This window comes from Bradyrhizobium semiaridum, from assembly GCF_020329505.1.
GTDB classification, from domain to species: domain Bacteria; phylum Pseudomonadota; class Alphaproteobacteria; order Rhizobiales; family Xanthobacteraceae; genus Bradyrhizobium; species Bradyrhizobium semiaridum.
Genome location: NZ_JAGKJJ010000024.1, coordinates 33,104 through 56,674, shown reverse-complemented (window position 1 = coordinate 56,674; position 23,571 = coordinate 33,104). Strand labels below are relative to the sequence as shown.

The 23,571-nt window shown below is 65.9% G+C and carries 18 protein-coding genes and 1 pseudogene; 9 read left to right on the top strand and 10 right to left on the bottom strand.

Translation table 11 applies throughout. The annotated features are described in order from the left end of the window. Positions 1 to 4: 4 nt before the first annotated feature. Entirely contained in the window at positions 5 to 724 is a 720-nt protein-coding gene (locus tag J6500_RS24465; protein WP_225715256.1) for a DNA-3-methyladenine glycosylase I, read from the bottom strand. A gap of 134 nt (positions 725 to 858) precedes the next feature. Here J6500_RS24465 and radC point away from each other — a divergent pair, with 134 nt between their 5' ends. From radC to J6500_RS24450, 3 genes are all read left to right on the top strand, one after another. After that, positions 859 to 1,569 (top strand): RadC family protein, encoded by a 711-nt coding sequence (gene radC, locus J6500_RS24460; protein ID WP_225715255.1) that lies wholly within the window; start codon positions 859 to 861, stop codon positions 1,567 to 1,569. A gap of 288 nt (positions 1,570 to 1,857) precedes the next feature. Continuing rightward, entirely contained in the window at positions 1,858 to 3,972 is a 2,115-nt protein-coding gene (glgX, locus tag J6500_RS24455; protein WP_225715254.1) for a glycogen debranching protein GlgX, read from the top strand. A gap of 217 nt (positions 3,973 to 4,189) precedes the next feature. Continuing rightward, on the top strand, positions 4,190 to 6,058 hold the full coding sequence (locus J6500_RS24450; protein ID WP_225715253.1) for a sigma-54-dependent Fis family transcriptional regulator: 1,869 nt from the start codon (positions 4,190 to 4,192) through the stop codon (positions 6,056 to 6,058). Between the two features lie 128 nt (positions 6,059 to 6,186). Here the strand turns inward: J6500_RS24450 and J6500_RS24445 are convergent. The 3 genes and pseudogenes from J6500_RS24445 to J6500_RS24435 all read right to left on the bottom strand — a co-directional run. Then, positions 6,187 to 6,324 (bottom strand): annotated as a pseudogene (locus J6500_RS24445) (helix-turn-helix domain-containing protein); the annotation flags it as partial. 140 nt (positions 6,325 to 6,464) lie between these two features. Further along, positions 6,465 to 8,378 (bottom strand): DEAD/DEAH box helicase, encoded by a 1,914-nt coding sequence (locus J6500_RS24440; protein WP_225715252.1) that lies wholly within the window; start codon positions 8,376 to 8,378, stop codon positions 6,465 to 6,467. 499 nt (positions 8,379 to 8,877) lie between these two features. Beyond that, positions 8,878 to 9,633: an SDR family oxidoreductase gene (locus J6500_RS24435; protein ID WP_225715251.1), complete on the bottom strand. Its 756-nt coding sequence runs from the start codon at positions 9,631 to 9,633 to the stop codon at positions 8,878 to 8,880. Positions 9,634 to 9,950: 317 nt separating this feature from the next. On the opposite strand from J6500_RS24435, the gene J6500_RS24430 reads away from it, so the two are divergent. Further along, complete coding sequence (locus J6500_RS24430) at positions 9,951 to 11,534, top strand: tetratricopeptide repeat protein (protein ID WP_225715250.1); 1,584 nt, start codon at positions 9,951 to 9,953, stop codon at positions 11,532 to 11,534. After that, positions 11,534 to 11,938 carry a hypothetical protein gene (locus J6500_RS24425; RefSeq protein WP_225715249.1) on the top strand — a complete coding sequence of 135 codons (405 nt, stop codon included), beginning with the start codon at positions 11,534 to 11,536 and terminating at the stop codon, positions 11,936 to 11,938. Before J6500_RS24430 ends, J6500_RS24425 begins: the two co-directional genes overlap by 1 nt. 205 nt (positions 11,939 to 12,143) lie before the next feature. Here J6500_RS24425 and J6500_RS24420 read toward each other — a convergent pair whose 3' ends face one another. The 5 genes from J6500_RS24420 to J6500_RS24400 form a co-directional block, all read right to left on the bottom strand. Further along, complete coding sequence (locus J6500_RS24420; RefSeq protein ID WP_225715248.1) at positions 12,144 to 12,698, bottom strand: flavin reductase family protein; 555 nt, start codon at positions 12,696 to 12,698, stop codon at positions 12,144 to 12,146. 78 nt (positions 12,699 to 12,776) lie between these two features. Beyond that, positions 12,777 to 13,877, bottom strand: a complete 1,101-nt coding sequence (locus J6500_RS24415) for an LLM class flavin-dependent oxidoreductase (protein WP_225715247.1) — start codon at positions 13,875 to 13,877, stop codon at positions 12,777 to 12,779. 217 nt (positions 13,878 to 14,094) lie between these two features. Further along, the gene (locus J6500_RS24410) at positions 14,095 to 14,352 is read right to left on the bottom strand and encodes a hypothetical protein (RefSeq protein ID WP_225715246.1); all 258 of its coding nucleotides are present in this window, start codon (positions 14,350 to 14,352) and stop codon (positions 14,095 to 14,097) included. A 112-nt stretch (positions 14,353 to 14,464) separates the two neighbouring features. Continuing rightward, positions 14,465 to 15,604 (bottom strand): helix-turn-helix transcriptional regulator, encoded by a 1,140-nt coding sequence (locus tag J6500_RS32115; protein ID WP_225715245.1) that lies wholly within the window; start codon positions 15,602 to 15,604, stop codon positions 14,465 to 14,467. Between the two features lie 196 nt (positions 15,605 to 15,800). After that, positions 15,801 to 16,082: a hypothetical protein gene (locus J6500_RS24400; RefSeq protein WP_225715244.1), complete on the bottom strand. Its 282-nt coding sequence runs from the start codon at positions 16,080 to 16,082 to the stop codon at positions 15,801 to 15,803. A 213-nt stretch (positions 16,083 to 16,295) separates the two neighbouring features. Between J6500_RS24400 and J6500_RS24395 the strand changes: the two genes are divergently transcribed. Together J6500_RS24395 and J6500_RS24390 are read left to right on the top strand one after the other, a co-directional pair. Then, positions 16,296 to 17,429 carry a helix-turn-helix transcriptional regulator gene (locus J6500_RS24395; RefSeq protein ID WP_225715243.1) on the top strand — a complete coding sequence of 378 codons (1,134 nt, stop codon included), beginning with the start codon at positions 16,296 to 16,298 and terminating at the stop codon, positions 17,427 to 17,429. Between the two features lie 77 nt (positions 17,430 to 17,506). After that, on the top strand, positions 17,507 to 18,619 hold the full coding sequence (locus tag J6500_RS24390) for a helix-turn-helix transcriptional regulator (RefSeq protein WP_225715242.1): 1,113 nt from the start codon (positions 17,507 to 17,509) through the stop codon (positions 18,617 to 18,619). Position 18,620: 1 nt separating this feature from the next. Here the strand turns inward: J6500_RS24390 and J6500_RS24385 are convergent, their stop codons facing one another. Beyond that, positions 18,621 to 20,954 carry a mechanosensitive ion channel domain-containing protein gene (locus J6500_RS24385; RefSeq protein WP_225715241.1) on the bottom strand — a complete coding sequence of 778 codons (2,334 nt, stop codon included), beginning with the start codon at positions 20,952 to 20,954 and terminating at the stop codon, positions 18,621 to 18,623. A 316-nt stretch (positions 20,955 to 21,270) separates the two neighbouring features. Between J6500_RS24385 and J6500_RS24380 the strand changes: the two genes are divergently transcribed. Together J6500_RS24380 and J6500_RS24375 are read left to right on the top strand one after the other, a co-directional pair. Next, complete coding sequence (locus J6500_RS24380; RefSeq protein ID WP_225715240.1) at positions 21,271 to 22,998, top strand: ATP-dependent Clp protease adaptor ClpS; 1,728 nt, start codon at positions 21,271 to 21,273, stop codon at positions 22,996 to 22,998. 47 nt (positions 22,999 to 23,045) lie between these two features. After that, positions 23,046 to 23,387: a helix-turn-helix domain-containing protein gene (locus J6500_RS24375; RefSeq protein WP_225715239.1), complete on the top strand. Its 342-nt coding sequence runs from the start codon at positions 23,046 to 23,048 to the stop codon at positions 23,385 to 23,387. The last annotated feature ends 184 nt before the right edge of the window (positions 23,388 to 23,571 follow it).

Sequence of the window (23,571 nt, the reverse complement as noted above, 5' to 3'; positions counted from 1 at the left end):
GCGATCAGTAATCGCTGCGGGTACGCTCCTCGATCTGCTGCGGCGTGTAGTTCTCCCCGACCGACATCGCGCAGATGCGCGACAGATGCAGATAGGGCAGACCGGTCTCCTCGGCCCAGGCGTTGAACTGCGCCTGCACCTTGGCAAGATCGCGCTTCGACTTGACCTCCTCGGCGATGTCGAGACCTGCGTCGCGCAGGCAGGCGACGACGTCGCGCGAGGTGACGAAGCCGTCCCAGCCGAGGAAGCGCAGCAGCATCTGCCCGGTGTTGCCGCCGAGCCGGCTGCCGCGCTTGGCGAGGAGATCCAAGAGCCCGACCTCGTCCGACGACGGCCAGGCGGCGAGGAATTTGCCGAAACTGCCGTGCTCGCGCGCGATCTCCTGCACGAAGCGGCCATTGTCGCGCACCGACATGATCTTGGCGCCGTTGCGCACGATCCTGGCGTCGCTGGTCAGCTTCTCCCAATATTCGTCCGGCTTGAAGGCGAGCTTGGCCGGCACAAAGCCGAGGAAGGCTGCTTCGAAGCCGTCCCATTTCGCGTCGATCACGCTCCAGGCAAAGCCCGCGCAGAACACCCGCCGCGTCATCTCGGCGAGCACGCGGTCGTCGCCGAGTTTTGCCAGCGCCTTCGCGCCCGCGGGCGGATGCAGCAGCTTCTCCAGCGCCTTCGGCCCGCCCTTGCGCTTCTCGGCGCGGGCGCGGATCACCTTGAACGACGTCATGCGGACACCTTGTTGCGCTTCCCCTGGCGAGAGCTCAACGGTAATTCAGCGGTCCGGCCAAGGCAAACCACTCGCAACCGTCGCGGCGCGATCAGCGCTTGCAAATCGCGGCCGGCACGGCATGGTTGTGGCCGATGCCCGCCAACAGTGACATCCCGGCCGATTCCGACGAGACGCCGCATTATCACGGCCATCGCGAACGGCTGCGCGAGCGCTTCTATGCCGCCGGGCCGGAGGCGCTGAGCGACTACGAGCTCTTGGAGATGGCGCTGTTCGCGGCGATCCCGCGCCGCGACACCAAGCCGCTGGCCAAGGCGCTGCTGAAGAAGTTCGGCTCGTTCGCCGAGGTGGTGCATGCGCCGGTCGCGCGGCTGCGCGAGGTCGAGGGCGTCAAGGACGCTTCGATCAACCAGCTCAAGCTGCTCGCGGCCGCGGCCGACAGGATCGCCAGGGGCGAGATCAAGCGCAGCGTCGCATTATCGTCCTGGAACGAGGTGATCGACTATTGCCGCTCCAGCATGGCGTTCGCCGACAAGGAGCAGTTTCGCCTCTTGTTCCTCGACAAGCGCAACCAGCTGATCGCCGACGAGGTGCAGCAGACCGGCACGGTCGACCACACGCCCGTCTACCCGCGTGAGGTGATCAAGCGCGCGCTGGAGCTGTCGGCCACCGCGCTGATCCTCGTGCACAACCACCCGAGCGGCGACCCGACGCCGTCGCAGGCCGACATCCAGATGACCAAGGCGATCGTCGAAATCGCCAAGCCGCTCGGGATCGCGGTGCATGATCACATCATCGTCGGCAAGAACGGCCATGCGAGTCTGAAGGGGATGCGGCTGATGTGAGGGGCGCGGCTCGCTGCCGACCGCCGTCCCGGCGGAGCTATCAGACCCGTCATCCAGAGAGGGTGAAGCTTTGTCCCACCCGTCGCTGTCATCGCCCGGCCTGTGCGCAATTGCGCACATGGACCGGGCGATGACACCGAGCAAGTTGAGCAAACCAACCCGTCATCCCCCGCGATGCCCCCACGTCTCGTCATACGAACCACGCACGACTGCCGCTAAAATAGCCAATGCAACGTTTTCCGCATCGCGGCGTTTGTTGCAGGTCAAATTCCTGGGCTGGGGGACACGATGTCCGATTACGTCATTGAGGAAGGGCTGCCCTATCCGCTGGGCGCCTCCTGGAGCGGCAACGGCACCAATTTCGCGGTGTTTTCCGCCAACGCCACCAAGGTCGAGCTCTGCCTGTTCGACGGCGAGCGGGAAACGCATCGCTTCGAACTGCCCGAATATACCGACCAGGTGTTTCACGGCTTCGTCAACGGCGTGCAGCCCGGCACCTTTTACGGCTATCGCGTCCATGGCCCGTACCAGCCGGAGGGCGGCCACCGCTTCAATCCCAACAAGCTGCTGCTCGATCCCTATGCCCGCGCCCATGTCGGATCGCTGACCTGGAATCCGGCGGTGTTCGGCTACAAGATGGAGACCGGTGACGATCTGACCTTCGACGAGCGCGACAGCGCGCCGTTCGTGCCGAAATGCGTCGTGGTCGATCCGAATTTCGAGTGGACCCAGGAGCCGCAGCGGCAGGAAGCCCACTGGGATGAGACCATCGTCTACGAGACGCACGTCAAAGGTTTTACCAAGCGACATCCCGGCATCGCCGAGAACCTGCGCGGAACCTATGCCGGCCTCGGATCGAACGCGGCCATCGACTACCTGAAAGCGCTCGGCATCACCTCGGTCGAGCTGCTGCCGGTGCATTCCTTCGTCAATGACAGCAACCTCTTGGAAAAGCACCTCACCAATTACTGGGGCTACAACACGATCGGCTTCTTCGCGGCGGACCCGCGCTATGCCGCCGACGTCGCGAACTGCCTGCGCGAATTCAAGGAGATGGTGTCGCGGCTGCACGGCGCCGGCCTCGAAGTCATTCTCGACGTCGTCTACAACCACACCGCCGAGGGCAATGAACGCGGCCCAACGCTGTCGTTCAAGGGTATCGACAATGCGAGCTACTATCGCCTGCTGCCCGACAAACGGCGCTACTACATCAACGACACCGGCACCGGCAACACGGTGAACCTGTCGCACCCGCGGGTGATCCAGATGGTGATGGACAGCCTGCGCTACTGGGCCGGCCACATGCATGTCGACGGCTTCCGCTTCGACCTCGGCACCATCCTGGCGCGCGAGGTCTACGGCTTCGACGAGCAGTCGGGTTTCCTCAAGGCGATGAACCAAGACCCGCTGCTCGCGACCGTCAAGCCGATCGCCGAACCCTGGGACTGCGGTCCGGGCGGCTACCAGGTCGGCGGCTTTCCGCCCGGCTGGGCGGAGTGGAACGACAAGTACCGCAACACGGTGCGCGACTTCTGGCGCGGCGAGGCGTCTCCCGGCGCTCTGGCGCCGCGGCTGCTCGGCTCGCACGATGTGTTCAACCGCGAGGGCCGCCGCACCTGGTCCAGCGTCAACTTCATCACCGCCCATGACGGCTTCACGCTGAACGACTGGGCGAGCTACAACGCCAAGCACAACGAGGCCAACGGCGAGAACAACAACGACGGTTCGTCGGACAACCACTCCTGGAACTGCGGCGCGGAGGGCCCGACCGACAACCCCGACATCATCGCCCTGCGCGAGCGCCAGAAGCGCAACATGCTGGCCACGCTGTTCGCTTCGCAGGGCACGCCGATGCTGCTCGGCGGCGATGAGTTCGGCCGCACTCAGCGCGGCAACAACAATGCCTATTGCCAGGACAACGACATCTCCTGGTTCGACTGGAATTTGTCAGAAACCGCTGAGAAGCAGCTCGCCTTTACAAAACGGATGATCAAGCTGCGCCGCGACTATCCGATCCTGCGCCGCAGCCGCTTCCTCTCCGGCGACCGCGACGCGCAGCTCGATATCCGCGATGTCGTCTGGATCAACACCTCGGGCGCCGAGATGACGCAAGCCGATTGGACCACCGGCTGGATCAAATGCTTTGGCGTCGTGCTGGACGGCCGTGCGCGAAAAACCGCGATTGCGCGGCAGGGCGAGGACGACACCGTGCTTGTCATCCTCAACAGCTATGAGGGCGAGATCGATTTCAAGCTGCCGACGACGACCGCCGGCCCGCATTGGGCGCTGCTGGTGGATACCCACGCTCCGGAGGAGCCGGCAGGCGGGACGTTCGCGTTCGAGAGCACGTACAAGGTGACGGGACGCTCGTTCGTGCTGCTGACGGCCGGCGAGGTGAAGTAAGTTCTCTTTTCGTCATTCCGGGGATCGCGCAGCGAGAGCCCGGAATCCATTGATCCGCAGAATCGGCCGCCTGATGGATTCCGGGCGCGTGCTTCGCACGCCCCGGACGGCCGCGCTGCCTGCCACCCAAAGGTCCCCTGCCCGCGACCCTGCCGGCCAATTGACATTCGGCCGCGGGCTGCCAGACTTCGGCAAAAATACAGGGTGGAGACGCTGGATGGCCAATCTATCGGCCTCGAATCATGTCGCCCGTGTTTTGTCGACGGCCAATCAGGTGGCCGGCGTCGACACCGAGTCGCGGATCGCCGCGTCCTGGCGGCGCTGCGTGGTCAGCCACAAGCTCGATCCGGCCCGGCGCGGGCCGCCGCAGACGCTGACCGAGGCCGAGATCCGGCACGTCGCCGAGCCGATGGAGGAGTTGATCCAGGTCGCGATGCCGGAACTCGAGGACCTGGCGCGGCTGCTGCGCGACTCCGGCTACTGCGTCAATCTCGCCGACCCCAATGCCACCATGCTGGTGAGCCGCCTGCCCGAAGGCCATTACGCGCGGATGTTCCTGGAGTGGAAGATCTACACCGGCTCGAACTTCGCCGAGACGTTCGAGGGCACCAACGGGCTCGGCACCGCGCTCGCCGAGCAGCGGCCGATCATCGTGCATGGCGACGAGCATTTTCGCGAGCAGTGGCACATGTTCACCTGCGCGGTGTCGCCGCTGTTCGACCATGCCGGAAGGCTCGCCGGCGCCGTCAATATCTCGTCCTGCCGCGGCGATCTCGGCCGCGCGGCGCATGAACTCGCGCTCGCCGTCACCACCGACGCGACGCGGCGGATCGAGCGCGCCTTCTTCCGCCGCCGCTACCGCGCCGCGTGGATCGCCACCCTGCCCGGCAGCGACGGGCACGGCATGCTGGCCTATGACGACGACCGTCGCGTCGTCGGCGCCTGCCGCACCGCGCGCGCGGCGTTCGGCCTGACCGACGCGATGCTGTCCGACGGCATCGACCTGTCGCATCTGATCCAGTTCGAGGATCGCGCCGCACGGACTGCCGAGGACAGCATCGCGCTGCGCCGCGCCGACGGCACGCCGTGGGGACACGGCCGCATCGTGCCGCCGCTGCGTACACGATCGCCGCGTCCGATGCCGGCGCCGCCGCGCAGCAAGCCGGCCGGACCATTCGACGGCCTGCACCGGCTCGCCGGCCGCGATCCCGTGCTGATCAAGGGCGTGAAGCGGCTGATGACGGTCGGCCATCTCGATCTGCCGATCCTGCTGCATGGCGAGACCGGCGCCGGCAAGGACGTGTTCGCGCGCGCCATCCATGCCGCGAGCAGCCGCGCGCACAACAACTACGTCGCGCTGAATTGCGCGGCGATGCCGGAGAGCCTGATCGACGCCGAACTGTTCGGCTACGAGGCCGGCGCCTTCACCGGCGCGCGGCGCGAGGGCTCAAAGGGACTGATCGTGCAGGCCAGCGGCGGCACGCTGTTCCTCGACGAGATCGGCGACATGCCGCTGGCGCTGCAGACCCGGCTGCTGCGCGTGCTGGAGAACCGCGAGGTGTGGCCGCTCGGCGCGCTCAAGCCCGTGCCGGTCGACATCCGCCTGATCAGCGCGACGCACCGCGATCTCGCCGAAATGGCCGAGAACGGCAGCTTCCGCGCCGATCTCTATTACCGGCTGCGCGGCATGGAGGTGCGGCTACCGCCGCTGCGCGAACGGGCCGATAAGCAGGAGGTGATCGCGCAGATTGCCGACGAGGAAGCCCCGCATTGCCGGATCGCGCCCACAGCCTGGGCCGCGCTGGTCGCCTATCCCTTTCCCGGCAACATGCGGCAGCTCCGCCACGTGCTGCGGCTCGCCGGCGCCACGGCCGAGGGCGGCGTCATCACCGAAGCCGATCTCGATCTGCCGCCGCCCGGCACGCGATCGGCGATGGCCGATCACGACGCGGCCGAGCGCGCGGCGATCGTCGAGGCATTGCGCGCGAGCGGCGGGCGGGTGACAGAAGCCGCCAAGGCGCTGAAGCTCAGCCGCGCGACGCTGTATCGCAAGATCAAGGCGCTGAAGATCGCACTGGACGGCTGAGGCGCGAGGAAGCCGGACTTGACGGCGTCCGCGAGGCGCTGGACAGGGGCGCGCTGCCAAAACAGCGAAAACAACCCCATGCAAAGGAGCCGGTGGCCGCAGCCGCCGACATTCCGGTCGGCCTGCCATCGGGCAAGCCATTTGTAGCCCGTGTCGAGATGAATATTGAACCGCCGACAGAGCTCTCGCCGGTTCGCTCCCTCCTGCATCGCTAGCCGCACAAACTCCCGACGCTGATCCATCGCCGACACCTCTCGCCAGGGCATGGACTGGCCCTCCCACACTGCCAAATCCATCCACCATGATGTGTCGGCTATGTCCCCGAACACCCGTCGGTCATGTCCCCGGGCTGAACATCAGGCCGGGCGATGACAGCGGCGGGTGGGGAGATAAGCTTCACCACTTCTCAGCTGCGGCGCTTTTTCTTTCCCTTCTTTCCGGACGCAGCTTTGGTCGGCCACGCCGTGACGCCAACCGCTGCCCCCGTGCGATCGGGTTTGTTGCGATGCTTGTTCTTCCTCCCCGAGGGCCGCTCGTCGGCAAACTTCGCGCCGCCGTCGCGATAGGACTTGCCGCGATGCTTCGACCCTGCCGGCTCACGCGGCCGGTCATCGCGACGCTGACGAATGTCCGGATCGGCGGGCTCGCCTTGCGGCACGTGCGCCAGCGGCTCGATGCGGATGCTGTCTTCCTTGTCGGGGCGCTGCACCTTCGCCGCGAAGCTATCGGCGACGCGCGCGGATATCTCGAATTCGGTGGTGGTGTCCGAAATCCTGATCGCGCCGATGTCGCGCTTGTCGATGCCGCCGCGACGGCAGATCATCGGCAGCAGCCAGCGCGCCTCCGCATTTTTGCGCCGTCCGATCGCCGCGCGGAACCAGACGCTGGCTTCCGTCATGCTGTGGCGCGCCGACGACTTGCCCGGCTTCGCTCGCTGTCGCTCCGACCGGTCATCGCTGCGCGCATGCCCCGCCCTGTCGCGGCCGCGATCGTCACGCGATCTGACCTCGCCGGGGTCGATGATATCCTCGGGCGACGGCAGCCGCGCGCGATAGAGCCGCGCCAGCGCCGCGGCGATCTGCTCCGCCGACCGCTCGGCGAGCAGGGCCTGCGCCAGCACCAGATCGTCAGCGCTCGATTCCTCCGACAGCACCGGATCCTTCAGCATGCGCTCGTGATCGAGCTTGCGGATTTCATCGGCCTGCGGCGCCGTGCCCCAGAGCGCATCGATGCCGGACAGGCTGAGCAGCATTTCCGCGCGCTTCCTGCGCGCCGGCGGCACCAGCAGAACGCTGACGCCCTTGCGGCCGGCGCGGCCAGTGCGGCCCGAACGGTGCTGCATGACTTCAGGATCATTCGGCAGATCGGCATGGATGACGAGATCGAGGCTCGGCAGATCGATGCCGCGCGCCGCGACGTCGGTTGCGACGCAAACCCGCGAGCGTCCGTCGCGCAGCGCCTGCAGCGCGTGGGTGCGCTCGTTCTGGGTCAACTCGCCCGACAGCGCGACGACGGCGAAGCCGCGCTCCAGCAGCGCCGCCTGCAGATGCCGGACCGCCTCGCGGGTGTTGCAGAACACCAGCGCGCTCGGCGCTTCGAAGAAGCGTAGCACGTTGACGACGGCGTGCTCGACATCGCCGGGCGCGATCCGGATGGCGCGGTAGTCGATATCGGCATGGCCGCCCTCGTCGCCCGCGACCTCGATGCGGAACGCGTCCTGCTGATACTGCTTTGCCAAGGCGACGATGCCGCGCGGAAAGGTCGCCGAGAACAGCAGCGTACGGCGCGTCTCGGGCGTCGCCTCGAGGATGAACTCCATGTCCTCGCGAAAGCCGAGATTGAGCATCTCGTCGGCTTCGTCGAGCACGACGGCCTTCAGCTCCGACGTATCGAGATGGCCGCGGCGCAGATGATCGCACAACCGGCCGGGCGTGCCGACGACGATATGAGCGCCGGCGGCCAATTCGCGCTGCTCGCGCCGCGGATCCATGCCGCCGACGCAGGCGACGACACGCCCCTCGGCATGCTCGTAAAGCCACGCCAACTCGCGGTGGACCTGCAAGGCCAGCTCGCGCGTCGGCGCGACGATCAGGGCCAGCGGCGCACCGGCCCGCTCGAACCGCTCGGCGTCGCCGAGAACATTGCTGGCCATCGCCAGGCCGTAGGCGACGGTCTTGCCGGAGCCGGTCTGGGCCGACACCAAGAGGTCGCGGCCTGCGGCCTCATCGTCAAGCACGGCGGCCTGAACCGGCGTCGGCTTGTCATAGCTGCGCTCGGCAAGCGCCCGGGCAAGCGGCGGGCTTGTGGTCGAAAATGACACGGAAAAAATCCTGGTTGGCGCGGAGCAGGGCGCCGCGTGACATGAGGCTGCGGGGCCGGAAGTGGCATGGCCGCGCCGTAGCGATGTGTGATTTCGGCTGCTTTACGCCAAACGGAGGCAAATCACCATGCCCGCGGGGCAAAAAAGCCCGTGCCGGAGCCAGATTTGATCGGGGTGACAGTGCCCTCAGGATGACGGGTTGGTTTGCTCAACTTGCGCGGTGTCATCGCCCGGCTTTTGCTTAAGGCTGCACTGCACGGGAGGTGGGAGGGCTCTCTCCCCCCTTGCGGGGGAGAGTTGGAGAGAGGGGTAAGCCACAAACACCGCTCGCGCGGCTTGCCCCTCTCCCTAACCCTCCGCCGCAAGGGGGGAGGGAACCCATCCATTGGTGCCTTCCTGATTTGTAAGCCGTCGCAGCAGATGTGTGCATGCCCTAGTGCGAAAGCCGGGACGACGGGGAATGTTTGGTGCCGCTCGCGCGCCACCCACTCACCTTCGCTCAGCCTGCCGCCCGCGACCGGCGCAGCCATTCGTCCAGATCGATGCGGCCGAGGCGAGCTTCGCCAAGTGGCACCAGCGAATGCTGTTCGACCCGGCCGCCCCAGTAGAGCGCATCGGGGTCGCGCACGACCTGGCGCGGGTCGCCGACGGCCTTCAGGTAGCGGGCGACGATCTCATCGAACGGCGCGCGGTCGGGGCCGGCGATATCGACGATGCCGCCACGCGGCGGCTCGAGGGCGATATCCGCGACCATGGCGGACACATCCTCCGCCGCGATCGGCTGGAACAGGCCGGGCGAAAGCCTGACCGTATTGCCGTCAGCGCCCGCATCGGCGATGGCGCCGATGAACTCCATGAACTGGGTGGCGCGGATGATGGTGTAGGGAATGCCGGAAGCCTCGATCAGTCTCTCCTGCGCGACCTTGGCGCGGAAGTAGCCGTTCTCGGGCGTCCGGTCGGTGTTGACGATCGAGAGCGCGACGTGGTGGCGGACGCCGGCGGCGGCTTCGGCCGCCAGCAGGTTGCGGCCGGAGGTTTCGAAGAAATCCAGCACCGCCTTGTTCTCGAACGAGGGCGAGTTGGCGAGGTCGATGACGGTTGCCGTGCCCGCCATGGCCTCCTCGAGGCCCTCGCCGGTGATCGCGTTGATGCCGTTTCTCGGCGAGGCGGCGACGACGTCATGGCCGCGCTCGCGCAGAATGGCAACGGTCTTCGATCCGATCAGGCCGGTTCCGCCGATCACGACGATCTTCATGGTGGTGGCGCTCCTATGGTCCTGAGGAACGTGAGGTTTTGTCCTAGCCACCGCTGTCATCGTGCGGCCTGTGCGCAATTGCGCACATTGACCGGGCGATGGCACCAAGCAAGTGGAGCAAACCAACCCGTCATCCTGAGACACGCGATAGCAGCATACCATGACGTTCGGATTTATGGCGGGTTCGTCGACCGGTCAGCAATACTGATCGATTCCATCCCGATGTCGTGATGGAGGGCGGGCTCGCCAAATGGGCGGCGATAGAAGCAAAATGATGATATTGTGTTCACTTTCATCGACGACACGGAGTAGGTCCCATGACGCGGTTTCCTCTCGCTGTGGTCCTTGGCCTGGTTGCCACGACCATTTCGCAACCTGCCGCCTCGCATTCCGCCGAACAGCAGCTCGGCACCGTGCATTTCGCGACGTCCTGCACGCCGCAGGCGCAAGAGCTGTTCGACCATGCGATGCGGTATCAGCACTCGTTCTGGTACAGCGCTTCGCGGCGCACCTTCGAGGACGTCCTCAAGGAGGATCCGCAATGCGCCATCGCGTATTGGGGGATCGCGCTCAGCTATCTCTACAATCCGCACGCGCCGCCGCCGCCGGACAATCTTCCGCTCGGGCTGGAGGCGGTGAAGAAGGGCCAGGCATTGGGAGCGAAGACGCAGCGCGAGCGGGATTACATCGATGCGATCGCCGCGATGTATGTCGATTACGACAAGCTCGACCATCGCACGCGGGTGCAAAAATTCCTCGCTGCCGAGGAGCAGGTGGCGAGCCGCTATGCCGACGATGACGAAGCGCAGATTGCCTATGCGATCACGCTCAACGTCGCGGCCTTGCCGACCGACAAGACCTACGCCAACCAGCTCAAGGGCGCAGCGCTGCTGGAGCCGATCTTCAAGCGCCAGCCCGATCATCCCGGCGTCGCCCACTACCTGATCCATCTCTACGACTATCCGGCGCTGGCGGAGAAGGGCCTCGACGCGGCGACGCGCTATGCGAAGATCGCGGCGCGCGCACCGCATGCCCAGCACATGCCGTCGCATATCTTCACGCGGGTCGGCTACTGGAAGGAGTCGATCGCCTCGAACGCGGAATCGGCGCGGATCGCCAAGGAGGACGGCGAGCAGCACGATCAGGCGCACGCGATGGATTACCTGGTCTATGCCTATCTCCAGCTCGGCCAGGACGAGGCGGCGCGCGCGGTCGTCGACGAGCTCGGCCCGATGCAATTCAGGCTCGAGCGCTTCGCGGGGCCGTATGCGGTCGCGGCAAGCCAGGCCCGCTATGTGTTCGAACGCGGCGACTGGAAGGCCGCCGCCGCGCTGCAGCCGAAGCAGACCAAATACGCCTACGCGGATGCGATCACCTATTTTGCCCGGGCGGTCGGTGCCGCGCGCTCCGGCGACCCCGCCGCCGCCCAAGCTGATGTCGCCAAGCTTGCCGAATTGCGCGACAAGTTGAAGGACGCGAAGGACGCCTACTGGTCCAACATCGTCGACATTCAGCGGCAGGTGGCGAGCGCCTGGGTCCTCTACGCCGAGGGCAAGCATGACGCGGCGCTGGCAGCGATGAACGCCGCCGCGGAGGCAGAAGACAAGACCGACAAGCATCCGGTGACGCCGGGGCCGCTCGCGCCGGCGCGCGAGCTCTACGGCGCGATGCTGCTCGAGAGCGGCATGGCCAAGGAAGCGCTTGCCGCCTATGAGGCCGTGCTCAAGAAGGAGCCGAACCGGCTGGCCGCCTATATCGGAATGAGCAAGAGCGCCAAGGCCGCGGGCGATCAGGCCAAGGCCGAGGAATCTGCAGCGCAGATCGCCCGGCTCACCGCGGATGCCAGCGTCTCCAGACCGGAGCTGATCGAGATCCGGCAGACGATCGGAAGCAGGCTGTGATGCGACGGACTATCAGGCGCGACGGCGGTGCGGTGCTGCTCGGCGCCGTCGCACTATTTCTGTGTCAGATCCCGGAGCTTCGCGCGATGGAGTTCCTCGGTCAGGCCGGCGTGCTGGGCGAATGGGAATTGACCGGCAATCTCACCGAAAACGAGGGGCCGGCGAAGCAATTCTCCGGTCCGTTGAAGATGAAGCATGTCGGCATCTGCACGCAGGACGGACCGGACGAGCGTGCCGGTGAGATCAAGCTGCAGTTTGCAGGCTCGGAGTCGCAGGTGACGGCGGAGCTGATGCTGGACGATGCCTCTTGCAAATACAGCGCGCGCAGCAAGATGCGCGCTTATGAGGGTACGCTATCCTGCGCCGGGCGCGCGCCCGTGCCGATGCTGGTGTGGCTCAAATAGCTGAGCGTGACGAGGTTGGGCTGAGCTGGAGCCGCGGGTTCACCTCTCCCCGACGGGGAGAGGTCGGCGCGCAGCGCCGGGTGAGGGCTCTTGCTCTCTCGATAGACCGCAACCCCCTCACCCGATTTGCTGCGCAAATCGACCTCTCCCAAGGGAGAGGTGAACCTTCAACGCCGCTCGGGCTCAGCCTAATCTCAGGGCAGCGTCAGGAAAACTCGTTCCAGCTGACGCGCCGCGCGTCGAGGTCGCCGAGCGTCACGGGATCGCGGATGTTGCGCACGCTCTGGAAACCGCTGCGCAAGTAGATCAGGGGATCGACCGTGGTGACCGCGCGAACGTGCTTGACCTCGCCGATGAACACCGAATGGGTCTTGGTCTCGAGCTCCTGGGCCAGCACGCAGTCGAACGCCGCGACCGCATCCTCGAGAACGGGGGCGCCGGTGGCACCGGTGGTCCAGCGTCCGAACGCAAAACGGTCGTCGCCGTTGACGCCCTTCTGGCCGCTGAAGGTGAGCGCGAGCAGGGCGTGCTCCTCGTTGAGGAAGTTGATGACGAAATGGCGGTCCTCGCGGATCCGGGCATGAGCACTGGCGTTACGGTTAACGCAGACCAGCACCGAGGGCGGATTGTCCGACAGCGAGCAGGCCGAGGTGACGGTCAGGCCGGTGCGCTGCCCCGCTTCCCTGCCCACCGTCACCAGCGCAACCGCGCCGGCGCAATGGCGCATCGCCTGCTTGAAACTCTGTGCGTCGACCGACATGCCTGACCTCGGAACATAAAACTCCCCGTAAGATATGGAACACGGGGTGCGAGGCAAGCCCCGCACCCCGCGCAGCTGTCATGCAGCCTTCTCGAACTCGGCGCCGAGATGCTTGAGCTTGGGCATCACCTCATTCTTGAGCAGGTCCAGCGAGTGCCGCCACGCCTCCGGCTTGTGCTTGTAGTCGAAGCCGAACACCAAGAGCACGCCGAAGCCGCCGACCTCGCGGTAGATCGTCTCGATCTTCTCGACGACGGTCTTGGGCGAGCCGACGATCCAATTCCGGCGCGCGCAATATTCGACGGTGACGTCACTGTCCGGCACGTCGGGTGCGTGCTTGAGATAGTCCTTGAAGCCGAAATGGCCGAGCAGCGGCAGGAAATACTCGCTCATCATGCGGCCCATCATGTCGCCGGTCGACAGCTTCCAGGCCTCTTCATCGGTGTCGGCGACGAACACCTCGCGCACCAGCCGCCAGTCCTTGCGGCTCGGCGTGCGGCCGGTCTTGGCTGCGCCGGCCTCGACCGAGTCCCAATGGCTGCCGACATAGGCCGGGTTGAGGTTGAGGCTCATCGGGATGAAGCCGCGCTCGCCGGCGAGCTTCAGCGTGTCCGAATTCTTCGACAGACCCGCCACGCCGATCGGCGGATGCGGCCCCTGTAGCGGCTTGATGTGCGGTTTGAGGAAGTCGAACATCGTGTCCGGCTTGCTCACCGTCCAGTACTTGCCCTTGTGGGTGAACGGTGCCGGCTCGGTCCAGAGCTTCAGGATGATTTCCAGCGCCTCGCGGGTCATGTCGCGATTTTGCCCGGACATGCCGTCGACGTTGAACATCGCCCAGTCGCTCGGCAGGCCGGAGGCGGCGACGCCGAAGTTCAGCCGTCCGTTCGAGAGGTGATCGAGCATCGCGACGCGGTTGGCGAGCTCAGCCGGGTGGTGATACGGCAGCAGGAAGCCGCCGGGCCCGATGCGCAAATTCTTGGTCTGCAGCAGCGCCTGCGCGATCAACAGATCGGGCGACGGATGCGGCTCCCAGGGCGCGGTGTGATGCTCGCCGATCCAGGCCTCCTGATAGCCGAGTTCATCGAGCCAGCGCAGGGTCTGCAGATCCCAGTCGTGGCCCTCCTTCAACCCGCACTCCGGCGGGTGCGAGGGCATGGTGAAATATCCAAGCTCCATGGCGTGTTTCCTTCTGGTGTTACGATGCAGTCGAGCAATGCGTCTTGCCGCGCATTCGCCGATGCGATGAGCAAGCGCTGTGCCAGTGAGGAAATCGCAGCGAAGCCGGAAAAACGTGTGCTTTCCGGCCGGCTACGGCCGCCATGAGGACTTGCAAGGGCCCGGCCGTCTCACGGTCGCGAGACGCTGTCGCAAAGGTGAGACGAATTCACTGCCGTCAGAAGGGAGGCTGGCGCGGGCGCGGCGGCTCGTCGAAAATGGCGAGGCGGATATTGCTCTCGCGCAATGCGGCGATCAGGCGGATGACGTTTACCGGGATCAGCGCGCTGTGCAGGATCGCGATCGGCGCCAGATGCAGCGAGAAGGCGTAGACCAGGAAGGCGACATTGCTGCACAGCGCGACCAGACGGAGCTGGATCATGCCCTTCATGTAGAAGGTCAGGAACACCAGCGCGCAGGCGATGTATCCAGCCACGTCTACCCACCGCAAGACAGGTTTCCCTCCAGCGCGATCCGGCCGCCGGTTATCGTCGCCGCGCCCTTGCCGGTCATCATCTGATCGGGTGATCCCAAAAGCATGATCAAAGTCACGATCCGGCGTCGGCATCGCCGATGCGCACGCTGCCGATCGCGGCGATCAGCCCTGCAAGCTCGGCCTGGCGCCCGGTCGCGGTCTTCGCGAACACGCGCCGCAGGTGCGTCTTGATGGTGTTGGGCGACAGGTTCAAAAGCTGCGCGGTCTCGACGATGGTATTGCCTGAGGACGCTGCGAGCGCCACCCGCGCCTCGGCCTGCGTCAGGCCGTAGGCATCCATGATCTGCGCCAGCGGGATCGAGCGGCGGCCCGCCGGATCGATCACGAACAGCAGCACCGCGGCATCCTTCACGCCGGCATCGGAGAGCCGGCCGAGATCCTTGCTGCGGATCGAGGTGGCGAGAATGGTGAGCAGCCGCCCGTCGGCATTGTGCGGCAGGCTCATGGTGCCACCGGGCGCACCGTGCAATGCCGAGCGGATCAGCTCGGCCAGCCGCTGCGAATGCGCGATCGAGTAGGTCGCGACCGCCTGCTGCAGCCGCAGCACACCCTCGGCGGCGAAGCGGCGCGCCGCGGAATTGGCGAACGACACCCGCAGCCGGCGGTCGAGCACGATGACGCCGTCGGACAGCCGCTCCAGGACGTCGAATGCCGCGTGCTGCATGGCGAGATAGCCGTCGATCCGAAATCCCAGCGTCACCGAACGACACAGATGCGGCGACAGCCACTCCAGCAGCCGCTGCTGCTCGGGATCATGCGGTCCATCCCGCTCGCTCCGGCACATGTTGAAGGCGGCACGAAAATCCTCCTTGGCGGCGAGCGCCATCATTCCATTATGCGTGATGCCCTGCGGCCGCAGCACCTCGTCGTAGAACGCCGACTTGCGCAGCCCCGCGACGTCGATCGCCTCGTCCGACGACACCAGCCGCCCCACCGGCTGGCTCTCCATGTAGGCGGACCACGGATTGCGCATGTGCCGCTCCTGGTAGGCGCGGTTGCATGCCTCATCGAGCCGGCCGTTGAAATCGAAATAGATCTTCTGCGCGGTGAAGGATTGACCGAACAGGATGCCGCCTTCGCTGTGCGTCAGATCGGCGATCGCGGTGAGCGCATCGGCCCACAGATCATTCTCGGCCGCCGCGTCGTAGATCAGGTCGAGGACCTTGTTGATCTTTTCACTCGAGAAATTCACCTGGGCTCCCCCATCCGAGGCGGCAGGCCGTCGGCGCGCCGCCGCTACAATCCGAGGAGTTATTGCGAAGACAAATCAATCTGGTCCAAGGCGCCCCACCGTTCGGCTGACGGCGGCATTCGGTCAATCGTCGCGGCTTGCAATCTCCTTATCTTTAACACGTTGCGTGAGCAGCTGCGCATGAACTGTTTCACATTCAGCGCCGAGGCCGGCTCAAAGAATCATCAGGTCGCGAAATGCCGTCGCTCGCCGGCGGCGCGGCCATGATCGCGTGACCGGCGCCGCTGCCCTGATCGCGGCTTGCGAGCTGCGCGGCCGGCCTGTCATGCAGCGACAGGCTGACCGCCAGCAATCCGATGATGATGAAATAGGCAACAGCAGTGCGTCGCGCCCATCGCCGGTACGTCGAACGGTCATGCTCCGGCAGATGATGCTCGCGCACCGGTGAACGCGCTCCGATAGCCGACAGCCTGGTCATCGCAAAGCCTCCCGCGCGATCGAGATCGCCGGCAACGGCCGGCGGAGACGACCGTCCGGCAATATGGCAACTCGCCGTCACACGTCATCATCCGTTCGGGTGATGGTCGCGGTTCCATCGGCGGCGAACGCGCATGCGGTGCGCAGATTTTTGGCTGCAATAGCGTCATTCGTTTGGGTTACTGTTATGGTTGCAAGTGCGCAGGGCGATCCCGTGGAAGACAAACTGCTCGACCTGATCTACGGCGTGGTTGCCGATCCAAGCCGTTGGCCGGATGTCCTGATCGGCGTCTCCGATCATCTCGGCGCTATGGGCGCCTTGATGGTGCATGTCCCACCGCCTGGCAGCCGGCATTTGCCGATGCATATCCTGGCGCGCCTTCCCGAAGAGCCCTTTGCGGTGTTTCGCGAGCACTACCAGTGGAACCCGTGGACGGTGGCCGTGTCGAAGGTGCCGCCGGGCAAGGCCGTCAATGCCAATTCGCTGATCGAACCGGGTTCGATCAAGAAGACCGCATTCTGGAGCGACGTCTGTATCGCGTTCGACCAGGCCGACGTCCTCAACCTTCCGCACAAGTCGCTGTCGCAAGATGGCGGCACCGGCGGAATCGGCTTCTGCCTGTCGACGCCCGCCGCCGCGGATGCCGACAAGCGCGTGCGCGAGCTGCAGCGGCTGGCGCCGCATCTGTGCCGGGCGCTCGACGCTTCGCTGATCGTGGCGAGCCGCGCCAACGGACCACAGCAGCTCGCCGTGATCCTCGACATGATCCCAAACGCGGCGCTGCTACTCGATGGAGCCGGCCGCATCACCCAGACCAATGGCGCCGCCGACGCCTTGCTACGCCGATCCGACGGCATTGCCTTCGAAAAGGGAGGCGGTTTGCAGCTGGTCGCCGCGCTGGTCGGCGAACGGCGCGCGCTGGCGCGCATGCTGAAGGACGCGCTCAATGTCGCAAACGGCCGCAGCACCGCGCTGTCGGAGCCGGTGCAGATCGCCCGCCCCTCCGGCGCAGCACCGCTGCTGGTGACCGCGGTGCCGCTGCCGCGTCCGGCCTTTGCATTCGCCGAATTGGTGCCGTCGGCGCGGGTGCTGGTGATGATCGTCGATCCCGCTGCGAAGTCGCGCGCCACGGCGTCGGCGATCCAGGCCGCCTACGGGCTGACCGGTGCCGAAGCGCGCGTTGCGCTGCTGCTGGCCAGCGGCATCACTGGCGCGCAGATGCCGGCAATGCTCGGCGTCACTGCGGCGACCATCAAGACCCAGCTGCGCCGCTGCTTCGAGAAGACCGGGACGCATTCGCAGGCCGAGTTGATGCGGCTGTTCGCGATGTTCCCGCCGAGCAACTGAAGGCTCCTGCAATCGGCCTGAACGAACCATACGGAGATCATGCGTTGGACGCCAATCTACTCGACCTGATCTACAGCGTGGTCGCCGATCCGGGCCGATGGCCGGACGTGCTCGTTGGCGTGTCCGATCATCTCGGCGCCCAAGGCGGCATGCTCATCCAGTGTCCTCCGGCGGCAAGCGGGAGGCCGGCTACCCAGACCCTGGCGAGACTGTCGGAGGAACCGGCGGCCATTTTCCAGGAGCACTATGTCTGGAATCCATGGACATTCGCCATCGCGCGCGTCCCGTTCGGGAAGGCCGCAAGCGCCAATTCGCTGATCGAGCCCGGGACAATCGAGAAGACGGCATTTTACGCCGATGTGCTCGCTCCGTGGGACCACGCCGACACATTGAACATCACACATAAGGCATTCAACGCTGACGACAGCATCGGAGGCTTCGGCTTTTGTCTATCTTCACGCGCCGCGGAGCGGGCCGTTGAGCGGGCGCTTGAACTCGATGCCATCGCGCCACATCTCTGCCGCGCATTCGAGGCGTCCTTGCTCGTGGGCGGCCAGGCCGACGGCTGGCGACATCTATCGACCATTCTTGAGCTGATGCCGAATTGCGCGCTTCTGTTGGATCGACGCGGATATGTCACGCAGGCGAACTCCGCCGCTGCGGAATTGCTCCGGCAATCGGACGGCATTGCATTCGAGACCAAGGGTGGCCTCCGACTCGTCTCCGCCCTCGCAAGCGAGCGGCAGGCATTTTCCCGCATGCTGGACAATGCGCTGCGCCTGGTCAGTGGAATTGGCGCGCGCCTTCCCGAACCGGTGCGGATTTCGCGTCCCTCCGGTGCGGCGCACCTGCTGGTAACCGCGGTGCCGCTGCCGCGCCCCGCCTTTGCGTTCGCCGATCTGGTGGCGCCGGCGCGCGTGCTGGTGGTGATCGTCGATCCCGCTGCGAAGTCGCGCGCCACGGCGTCGGCGATCCAGGCCGCCTACGGGCTGACCGGCGCCGAGGCGCGCGTCGCGCTGCTGCTGGCGAGCGGCATCACCGGCGCGCAGATGCCGGCGATGCTCGGGGTCACCGCGGCGACCATCAAGACCCAGCTCCGCCGCTGCTTCGAGAAGACCGGGACGCATTCGCAGGCCGAACTGATGCGGCTGTTCGCGATGTTTCCGCCGAGCGGGAGGCCCGAAGCGTAAGTCACCCCGCGGCGCGGCGCGGCAGCGCGCCGGCGTCCGGCTCTGGCGGCGCGGGAAGCTGCATCAGGATGGTCTGGCCGGTGGAAGCGATCTCGATGCCCTCCTCCTGGAAACGGCGCTTCATGCGGCGGTTGAACTCGCGCTGCACCGACCAGCGGCCGCCGTCGGTGCAGCGGATCTGGCCGACGATCGTCACCATCGACCCGTCGACCTTGTCGACGCCCCACAATTCGAGATCGCCGCGGATCAGCGCGCGATAGGCGGTCTCCTGCCGCATCTCGGCGACGATGTCCTTGAGGATCTGGCCGGCGCGGTCGGTATCCTCCTTGTAGCCGACGTTGATGCTGACCGCGGCGTTGCCGGCGCCGCGGCTGGCATTGGTGATCGTCGTCACCGCGCTGAACGGCACGACATGCACCGAGCCGTCGCCGGCGCGCAGCCGCATGGTGCGGATCGAGACGTTCTCGACCACGCCGGAGAGGCCGGACACAGTGACGTTGTCGCCGACCTGCACGGTGTTCTCGATCAAGAGGAACAGGCCGGTGATCAGATCCTGCACCAGCTTCTGCGAGCCGAAGCCGATCGCGATGCCGACGATGCCGGCGCCGGCGAGCAATGGCGCGACATTGACGCCGACCTCGCTCAGCGCGGTGAGGCTGACCACCGCGACGATGATGCAGAACAGCGCGGTGCGCAGCATCGGCTGGAAGGTGCGCAGGCGTGCGGCGCGGGCGAAATGTCCCTCGCGCGACAGCGTGTTGATCTGGCGGTCCATCACCGCATTGGCGACCTCCCAGATCACGGCGGCGGCGAGCGCGGCAATGCCGATCGTCACCAGAGCCGAGATCAGGCGGGAGCCGATCTGGCCGCCATAGAACCAGACGATGGCGTCGACGCCCCAGACCTCGAGCAGCGCGACGAAACCGATGAAGGCGATGATCGCCGTCACCACCTTGCGCAGCAGGGGCAGATAGCGGTTGGCGCGCGACTCCAGCCCTGGGAAGCGCTGCAACAGATCCGGCGAGATGCGGAAGCCGCGATCGATCAGGCTCAGCACCACCATGGTGACGAGGCGGGTGATCAACAGCACCGCGATGGTGCCGACGAAATACTGCAGCAGCAGCGAATAACCGTTGCGGATGTTGAGCGCCCACACCGCCCAGAGCGCGAGGTCGAGCGCGATCGCCAGCACATGCCACAGCCCGGCGACGCGGTTGCGGATCCGCGCCGCGAGGCCGCTGCGGTCGGCCGGCGCGCGGATCGCGTCCGCGATCTGGCGGCGGCACTGCAGGATGATGACGACGATGAACAGATGCACCACCAGCATCACCAGCCGCAGGATCGCAGCATAGCCGCCGCGATGTAGCCCGAGTAGCAGCGCTACATTGGCAAAGCAGATGCCGGAGACGCCGACTGCGACGATGCGGCGCGCCCAGATCTCGATATAGGCCGCGGTCTCGGCGCGGACGCGGATCAATCCGAACGGACCCGCCAGCGCGCGCACGGCACAGATCAGCGCGCGCGAGAACGCGTAGGCATTGACCACGGCGAGGATCACGAGGCGCGTGGTGGGCTGGTCGCCGATCTCGGTGCCGAGCAGCGCGGTGGCAACGCCGACAAAGACGACCACCGGCAGCATCTCGAGCACGAGCCGCCCCAGCACGAAAGGCAGCCGGATCAGCGACTGCCAGGCCCGCGCCAGACTGAGCCGGCGCCGCTGCAAATCGCCCTGCGGCGTGACGTCGGCGACCGATGACGGCGGATCGGCGGTCGCAAGCACCTGCACCGGCACGCGCGCGGTCTGCGGCAGTCGCTGCTCCAGAAATGCCACCGGCCGCTTGATCAGGCGGAACACCACCCATTCGACGGCGAGCGCGCAGCCGAACACCAGCGCCAGCTTCCAGGCGATATCGATCAGGAGGCCGTAGGCGGCGGGATCGTTGGCGGTACGCAGGAACCAGTAATAGAACGCCGGGAAATGCGTCAGCGTGCGCGCGACATCGGCGACCTCGTGCGAGATCTCGGTGACCTGCTCGGACACCATCAGCAGGAGCTGCGCGCCGAGGCTGTCGGCGGTGAGCGGAATCGGCGACTGCTCCGGCGCCGGCTGCGCGGGCTGCGGCGAGGCGGTGGCGATCGCGCGCAGCGTGTTGATGATCTCGGCGCGCTTCTTGTCGTCCTGCAGCGTCTCCAGCGCGCGCTTGGCCTGCTCGGGCGTCAGCGCATCGCTGGCATTTTGTTGCGGCGGCGCCGGCTTGGCGCCGGGCTGCGCGAGCGCGGGAGAGATGAACAGCGTGAGAGCGAGAAGAATCGCAAAACGAAGTTTCTGCGACACGAGGACCTCATAAAATAATGCGCGATAGGCGATTCGTGCGGTGAATCTGCCCTCGCGCGCGCATCATGTCGATGAACCCCTTTTCGCCCCGATGATGTGTCGGAAGTTTGCCGCCGCGGCGGCGATGTCTTGGCATTTGCCGCAGCGCGATCGTCGCAGGTGTTGCACGGCGTTGACCGCGTGCAGAGCTCTCCGAAACCGGCGTGTGCAGCTTCACACGCCAGGGCTGCTGCGCGCGAATCTTTCGCTTGACGCGCTGCGCGCTTCATGATGTTCTTGGTTTGTTCTTTTCCCGTCATTGCGTATCGAGGTTCCCGTGCACGACAAGATTGCCGAGACTGGGCCAGTCCGGCTCTTCCTTCATGATGAACGAGAGACCCCGCTGGACTTCGTGCAGCATCTGCTGCGCACGGTGTTCGGCAAGTCCGAGAGAGAAGGCATCGCGCTTGCTGCGCAGATCTGGGATGAGGGCGGCATCAGCTGCGGTCCCTACCCTGCCCCGGTGGCAAGGGCCCTGTTGGACGCCGCGAATGAGCTGATCCGCAGCGATGACCATCCGTTGCGGATCACGGCAGAGCCGGCCGAGGCGGTTCGCCCGTGCGCGCTCTGTGACGGACAGAAACCGGTGACCGATATCTTCATCGACGGCGGCACGGTTTGCCTGTGCACGGAGTGCATGCTGTCCGTGCGAAGCAGTTCGGAGGACGTGCCCAGCGACGAGTTCAGATATGCCTTCACTGCGCTCGAATGGCACTTCGCCGGAATGCGCCATCAGATCGTGACGCGGTCACGGCAGTTTCCCGGTCACATGCGCGCCGACGTCCAGATCGCGATCGACAGGCTGTTCACCGAGCCGCTGCACTTCTTCGGCCTTCACGAGGCATCGCGCTACGAGACCGTCGACTTCGCGGCGCTGATGATGGGCGGCCGCAATACGCCGGCGATCGCGCCACCGCAATATCACGACGTCGATATCGGCGAGGGTGAGCCGGTGAAATGCCTCGTCAATGGATTGTGGCTGTGCTGCAGCGGCGACTTGCGCTACGCGGTGCTGCTGACCTTCCACCGCGAATACGGCCGTGAGTCCGGTCTGCGGATCGAGCTCGCGGTGCCCACCGGCGCTGCCGGCAGCAACTTTGCGAAGCGCATCTTCGCCGAGCTGGAAGCTGCGGTGGATGGAGCACGGTCCTATCGTGGCAAGATCCTCTCGCTGGATGGGGACGCCGACTACCGCGGCCGCTCGCGCGGCGTGACCGTGCATCGGCTGGCGACCGTCGAGCGAGATGCCGTGATCCTGCCGGACCGGACGCTGCGGCTGCTCGAGCGCAACGTGCTCGACTTCGTCGGCAGCCGCGATCTCCTGCGCAAGCTCGGCCAGTCGACCCGCAAGGGCATCCTGCTCTACGGCCCGCCCGGCACCGGCAAGACCCACACCATCCGCTATCTCGCCACCAACCTGCCCGGCCATACCACGCTGATCATCACCGCCGAGCAGGTCGGCATGCTCGGCGCCTATATGAGCCTGGCGCGCCTGCTGCAGCCGAGCATGGTCGTGATCGAGGACGTCGACCTGATCGCGCGCAGCCGCGAGCAGATGGACGGGCCGTGCGAGGAATCGCTGCTCAACAAGCTGCTCAACGAAATGGACGGCCTGAAGGAGGATTGCGACATCCTGTTCGTGCTCACCACCAACCGGCCGGAAGAGCTGGAGGGCGCGCTGGCTGGCCGGCCTGGCCGCATCGACCAGGCGATCGAGGTGCCGCTGCCCGACGAGATCGGACGCCGCAAGCTGATACGGCTCTACGGCAAGGACCTGCCGCTGCAGCCGCCGATCATCGACGAGGCGGTGCGCCGCACCGCAGGCGTCAGCGCCGCCTTCATCAAGGAATTGATGCGCCGCCTCGCCCAGACCAGCATCGTCCGCGATGACGGCAATGAGGTCACCACCGGCGATATCGATACCGCGGTCAACGAGATGCTGTTCGATGGCGGCCGGCTCAACGCCAAGCTGCTCGGCGGCGCGCAGGGGATGAGCGCGGGGTGACAGCAGGCGCGCGCCGCAGATTCACGCCATCTCAGAAATGAGATAGCGTGGAAGTGTCCTGGCGCTGCGGCGGCAAGAAGGATCGTATGGCCGTTCCGTTCGGAAAGCTGACGGCTCGCCTGTTGGCCAATCCCAAGGTCGAGGCCGAGTACGACGCGCTTGCGCCCGAGTTTGAGATTGCCGCCGAGCTTCTGCGCGCGCGCCGGCGCGCGGCATTGTCGCAATCCGAACTGGCAGCCCGGATGGGGACCAGTCAGTCCACTATTGCCCGGCTCGAAAGCGGCCAGACTCTTCCCAACACCAAGAGACTGCTGCGCTTCGCCAAGGGAACCGACAGCAAATTCCGGATCCGGCTGTCGGCAGCCTCAAGCGCGATGAGATTGAGTTGAGTCGCATCGCGCTTTATCTCTTTGTTTGCGCATGAGTCTTCCGGAAAACCGCTTCGCACTTTTCCGGATCATGCTCTACGATCAGCCCTCCGCCGCCTCCAGAAGCAGCAGCGCGCGCTCGCCGGCGGCGACGCGGCGAACTCGGTGGTCAGCCGCACTCTTGACGAACACGCCATCATGTAAC

What these genes read in the sequence shown, in the direction of transcription:
- J6500_RS24430 (WP_225715250.1), top strand. Translation starts at nt 9,951, where the DNA reads ATGACGCGGTTTCCTCTCGCTGTGGTCCTTGGCCTGGTTGCCACGACC.
- J6500_RS24435 (WP_225715251.1), bottom strand. Translation starts at nt 9,633, where the DNA reads ATGAAGATCGTCGTGATCGGCGGAACCGGCCTGATCGGATCGAAGACC.
- J6500_RS24415 (WP_225715247.1), bottom strand. Translation starts at nt 13,877, where the DNA reads ATGGAGCTTGGATATTTCACCATGCCCTCGCACCCGCCGGAGTGCGGG.
- J6500_RS24465 (WP_225715256.1), bottom strand. Translation starts at nt 724, where the DNA reads ATGACGTCGTTCAAGGTGATCCGCGCCCGCGCCGAGAAGCGCAAGGGC.
- radC (WP_225715255.1), top strand. Translation starts at nt 859, where the DNA reads ATGCCCGCCAACAGTGACATCCCGGCCGATTCCGACGAGACGCCGCAT.
- J6500_RS24420 (WP_225715248.1), bottom strand. Translation starts at nt 12,698, where the DNA reads ATGTCGGTCGACGCACAGAGTTTCAAGCAGGCGATGCGCCATTGCGCC.
- J6500_RS24450 (WP_225715253.1), top strand. Translation starts at nt 4,190, where the DNA reads ATGGCCAATCTATCGGCCTCGAATCATGTCGCCCGTGTTTTGTCGACG.
- J6500_RS24400 (WP_225715244.1), bottom strand. Translation starts at nt 16,082, where the DNA reads ATGACCAGGCTGTCGGCTATCGGAGCGCGTTCACCGGTGCGCGAGCAT.
- glgX (WP_225715254.1), top strand. Translation starts at nt 1,858, where the DNA reads ATGTCCGATTACGTCATTGAGGAAGGGCTGCCCTATCCGCTGGGCGCC.
- J6500_RS24425 (WP_225715249.1), top strand. Translation starts at nt 11,534, where the DNA reads ATGCGACGGACTATCAGGCGCGACGGCGGTGCGGTGCTGCTCGGCGCC.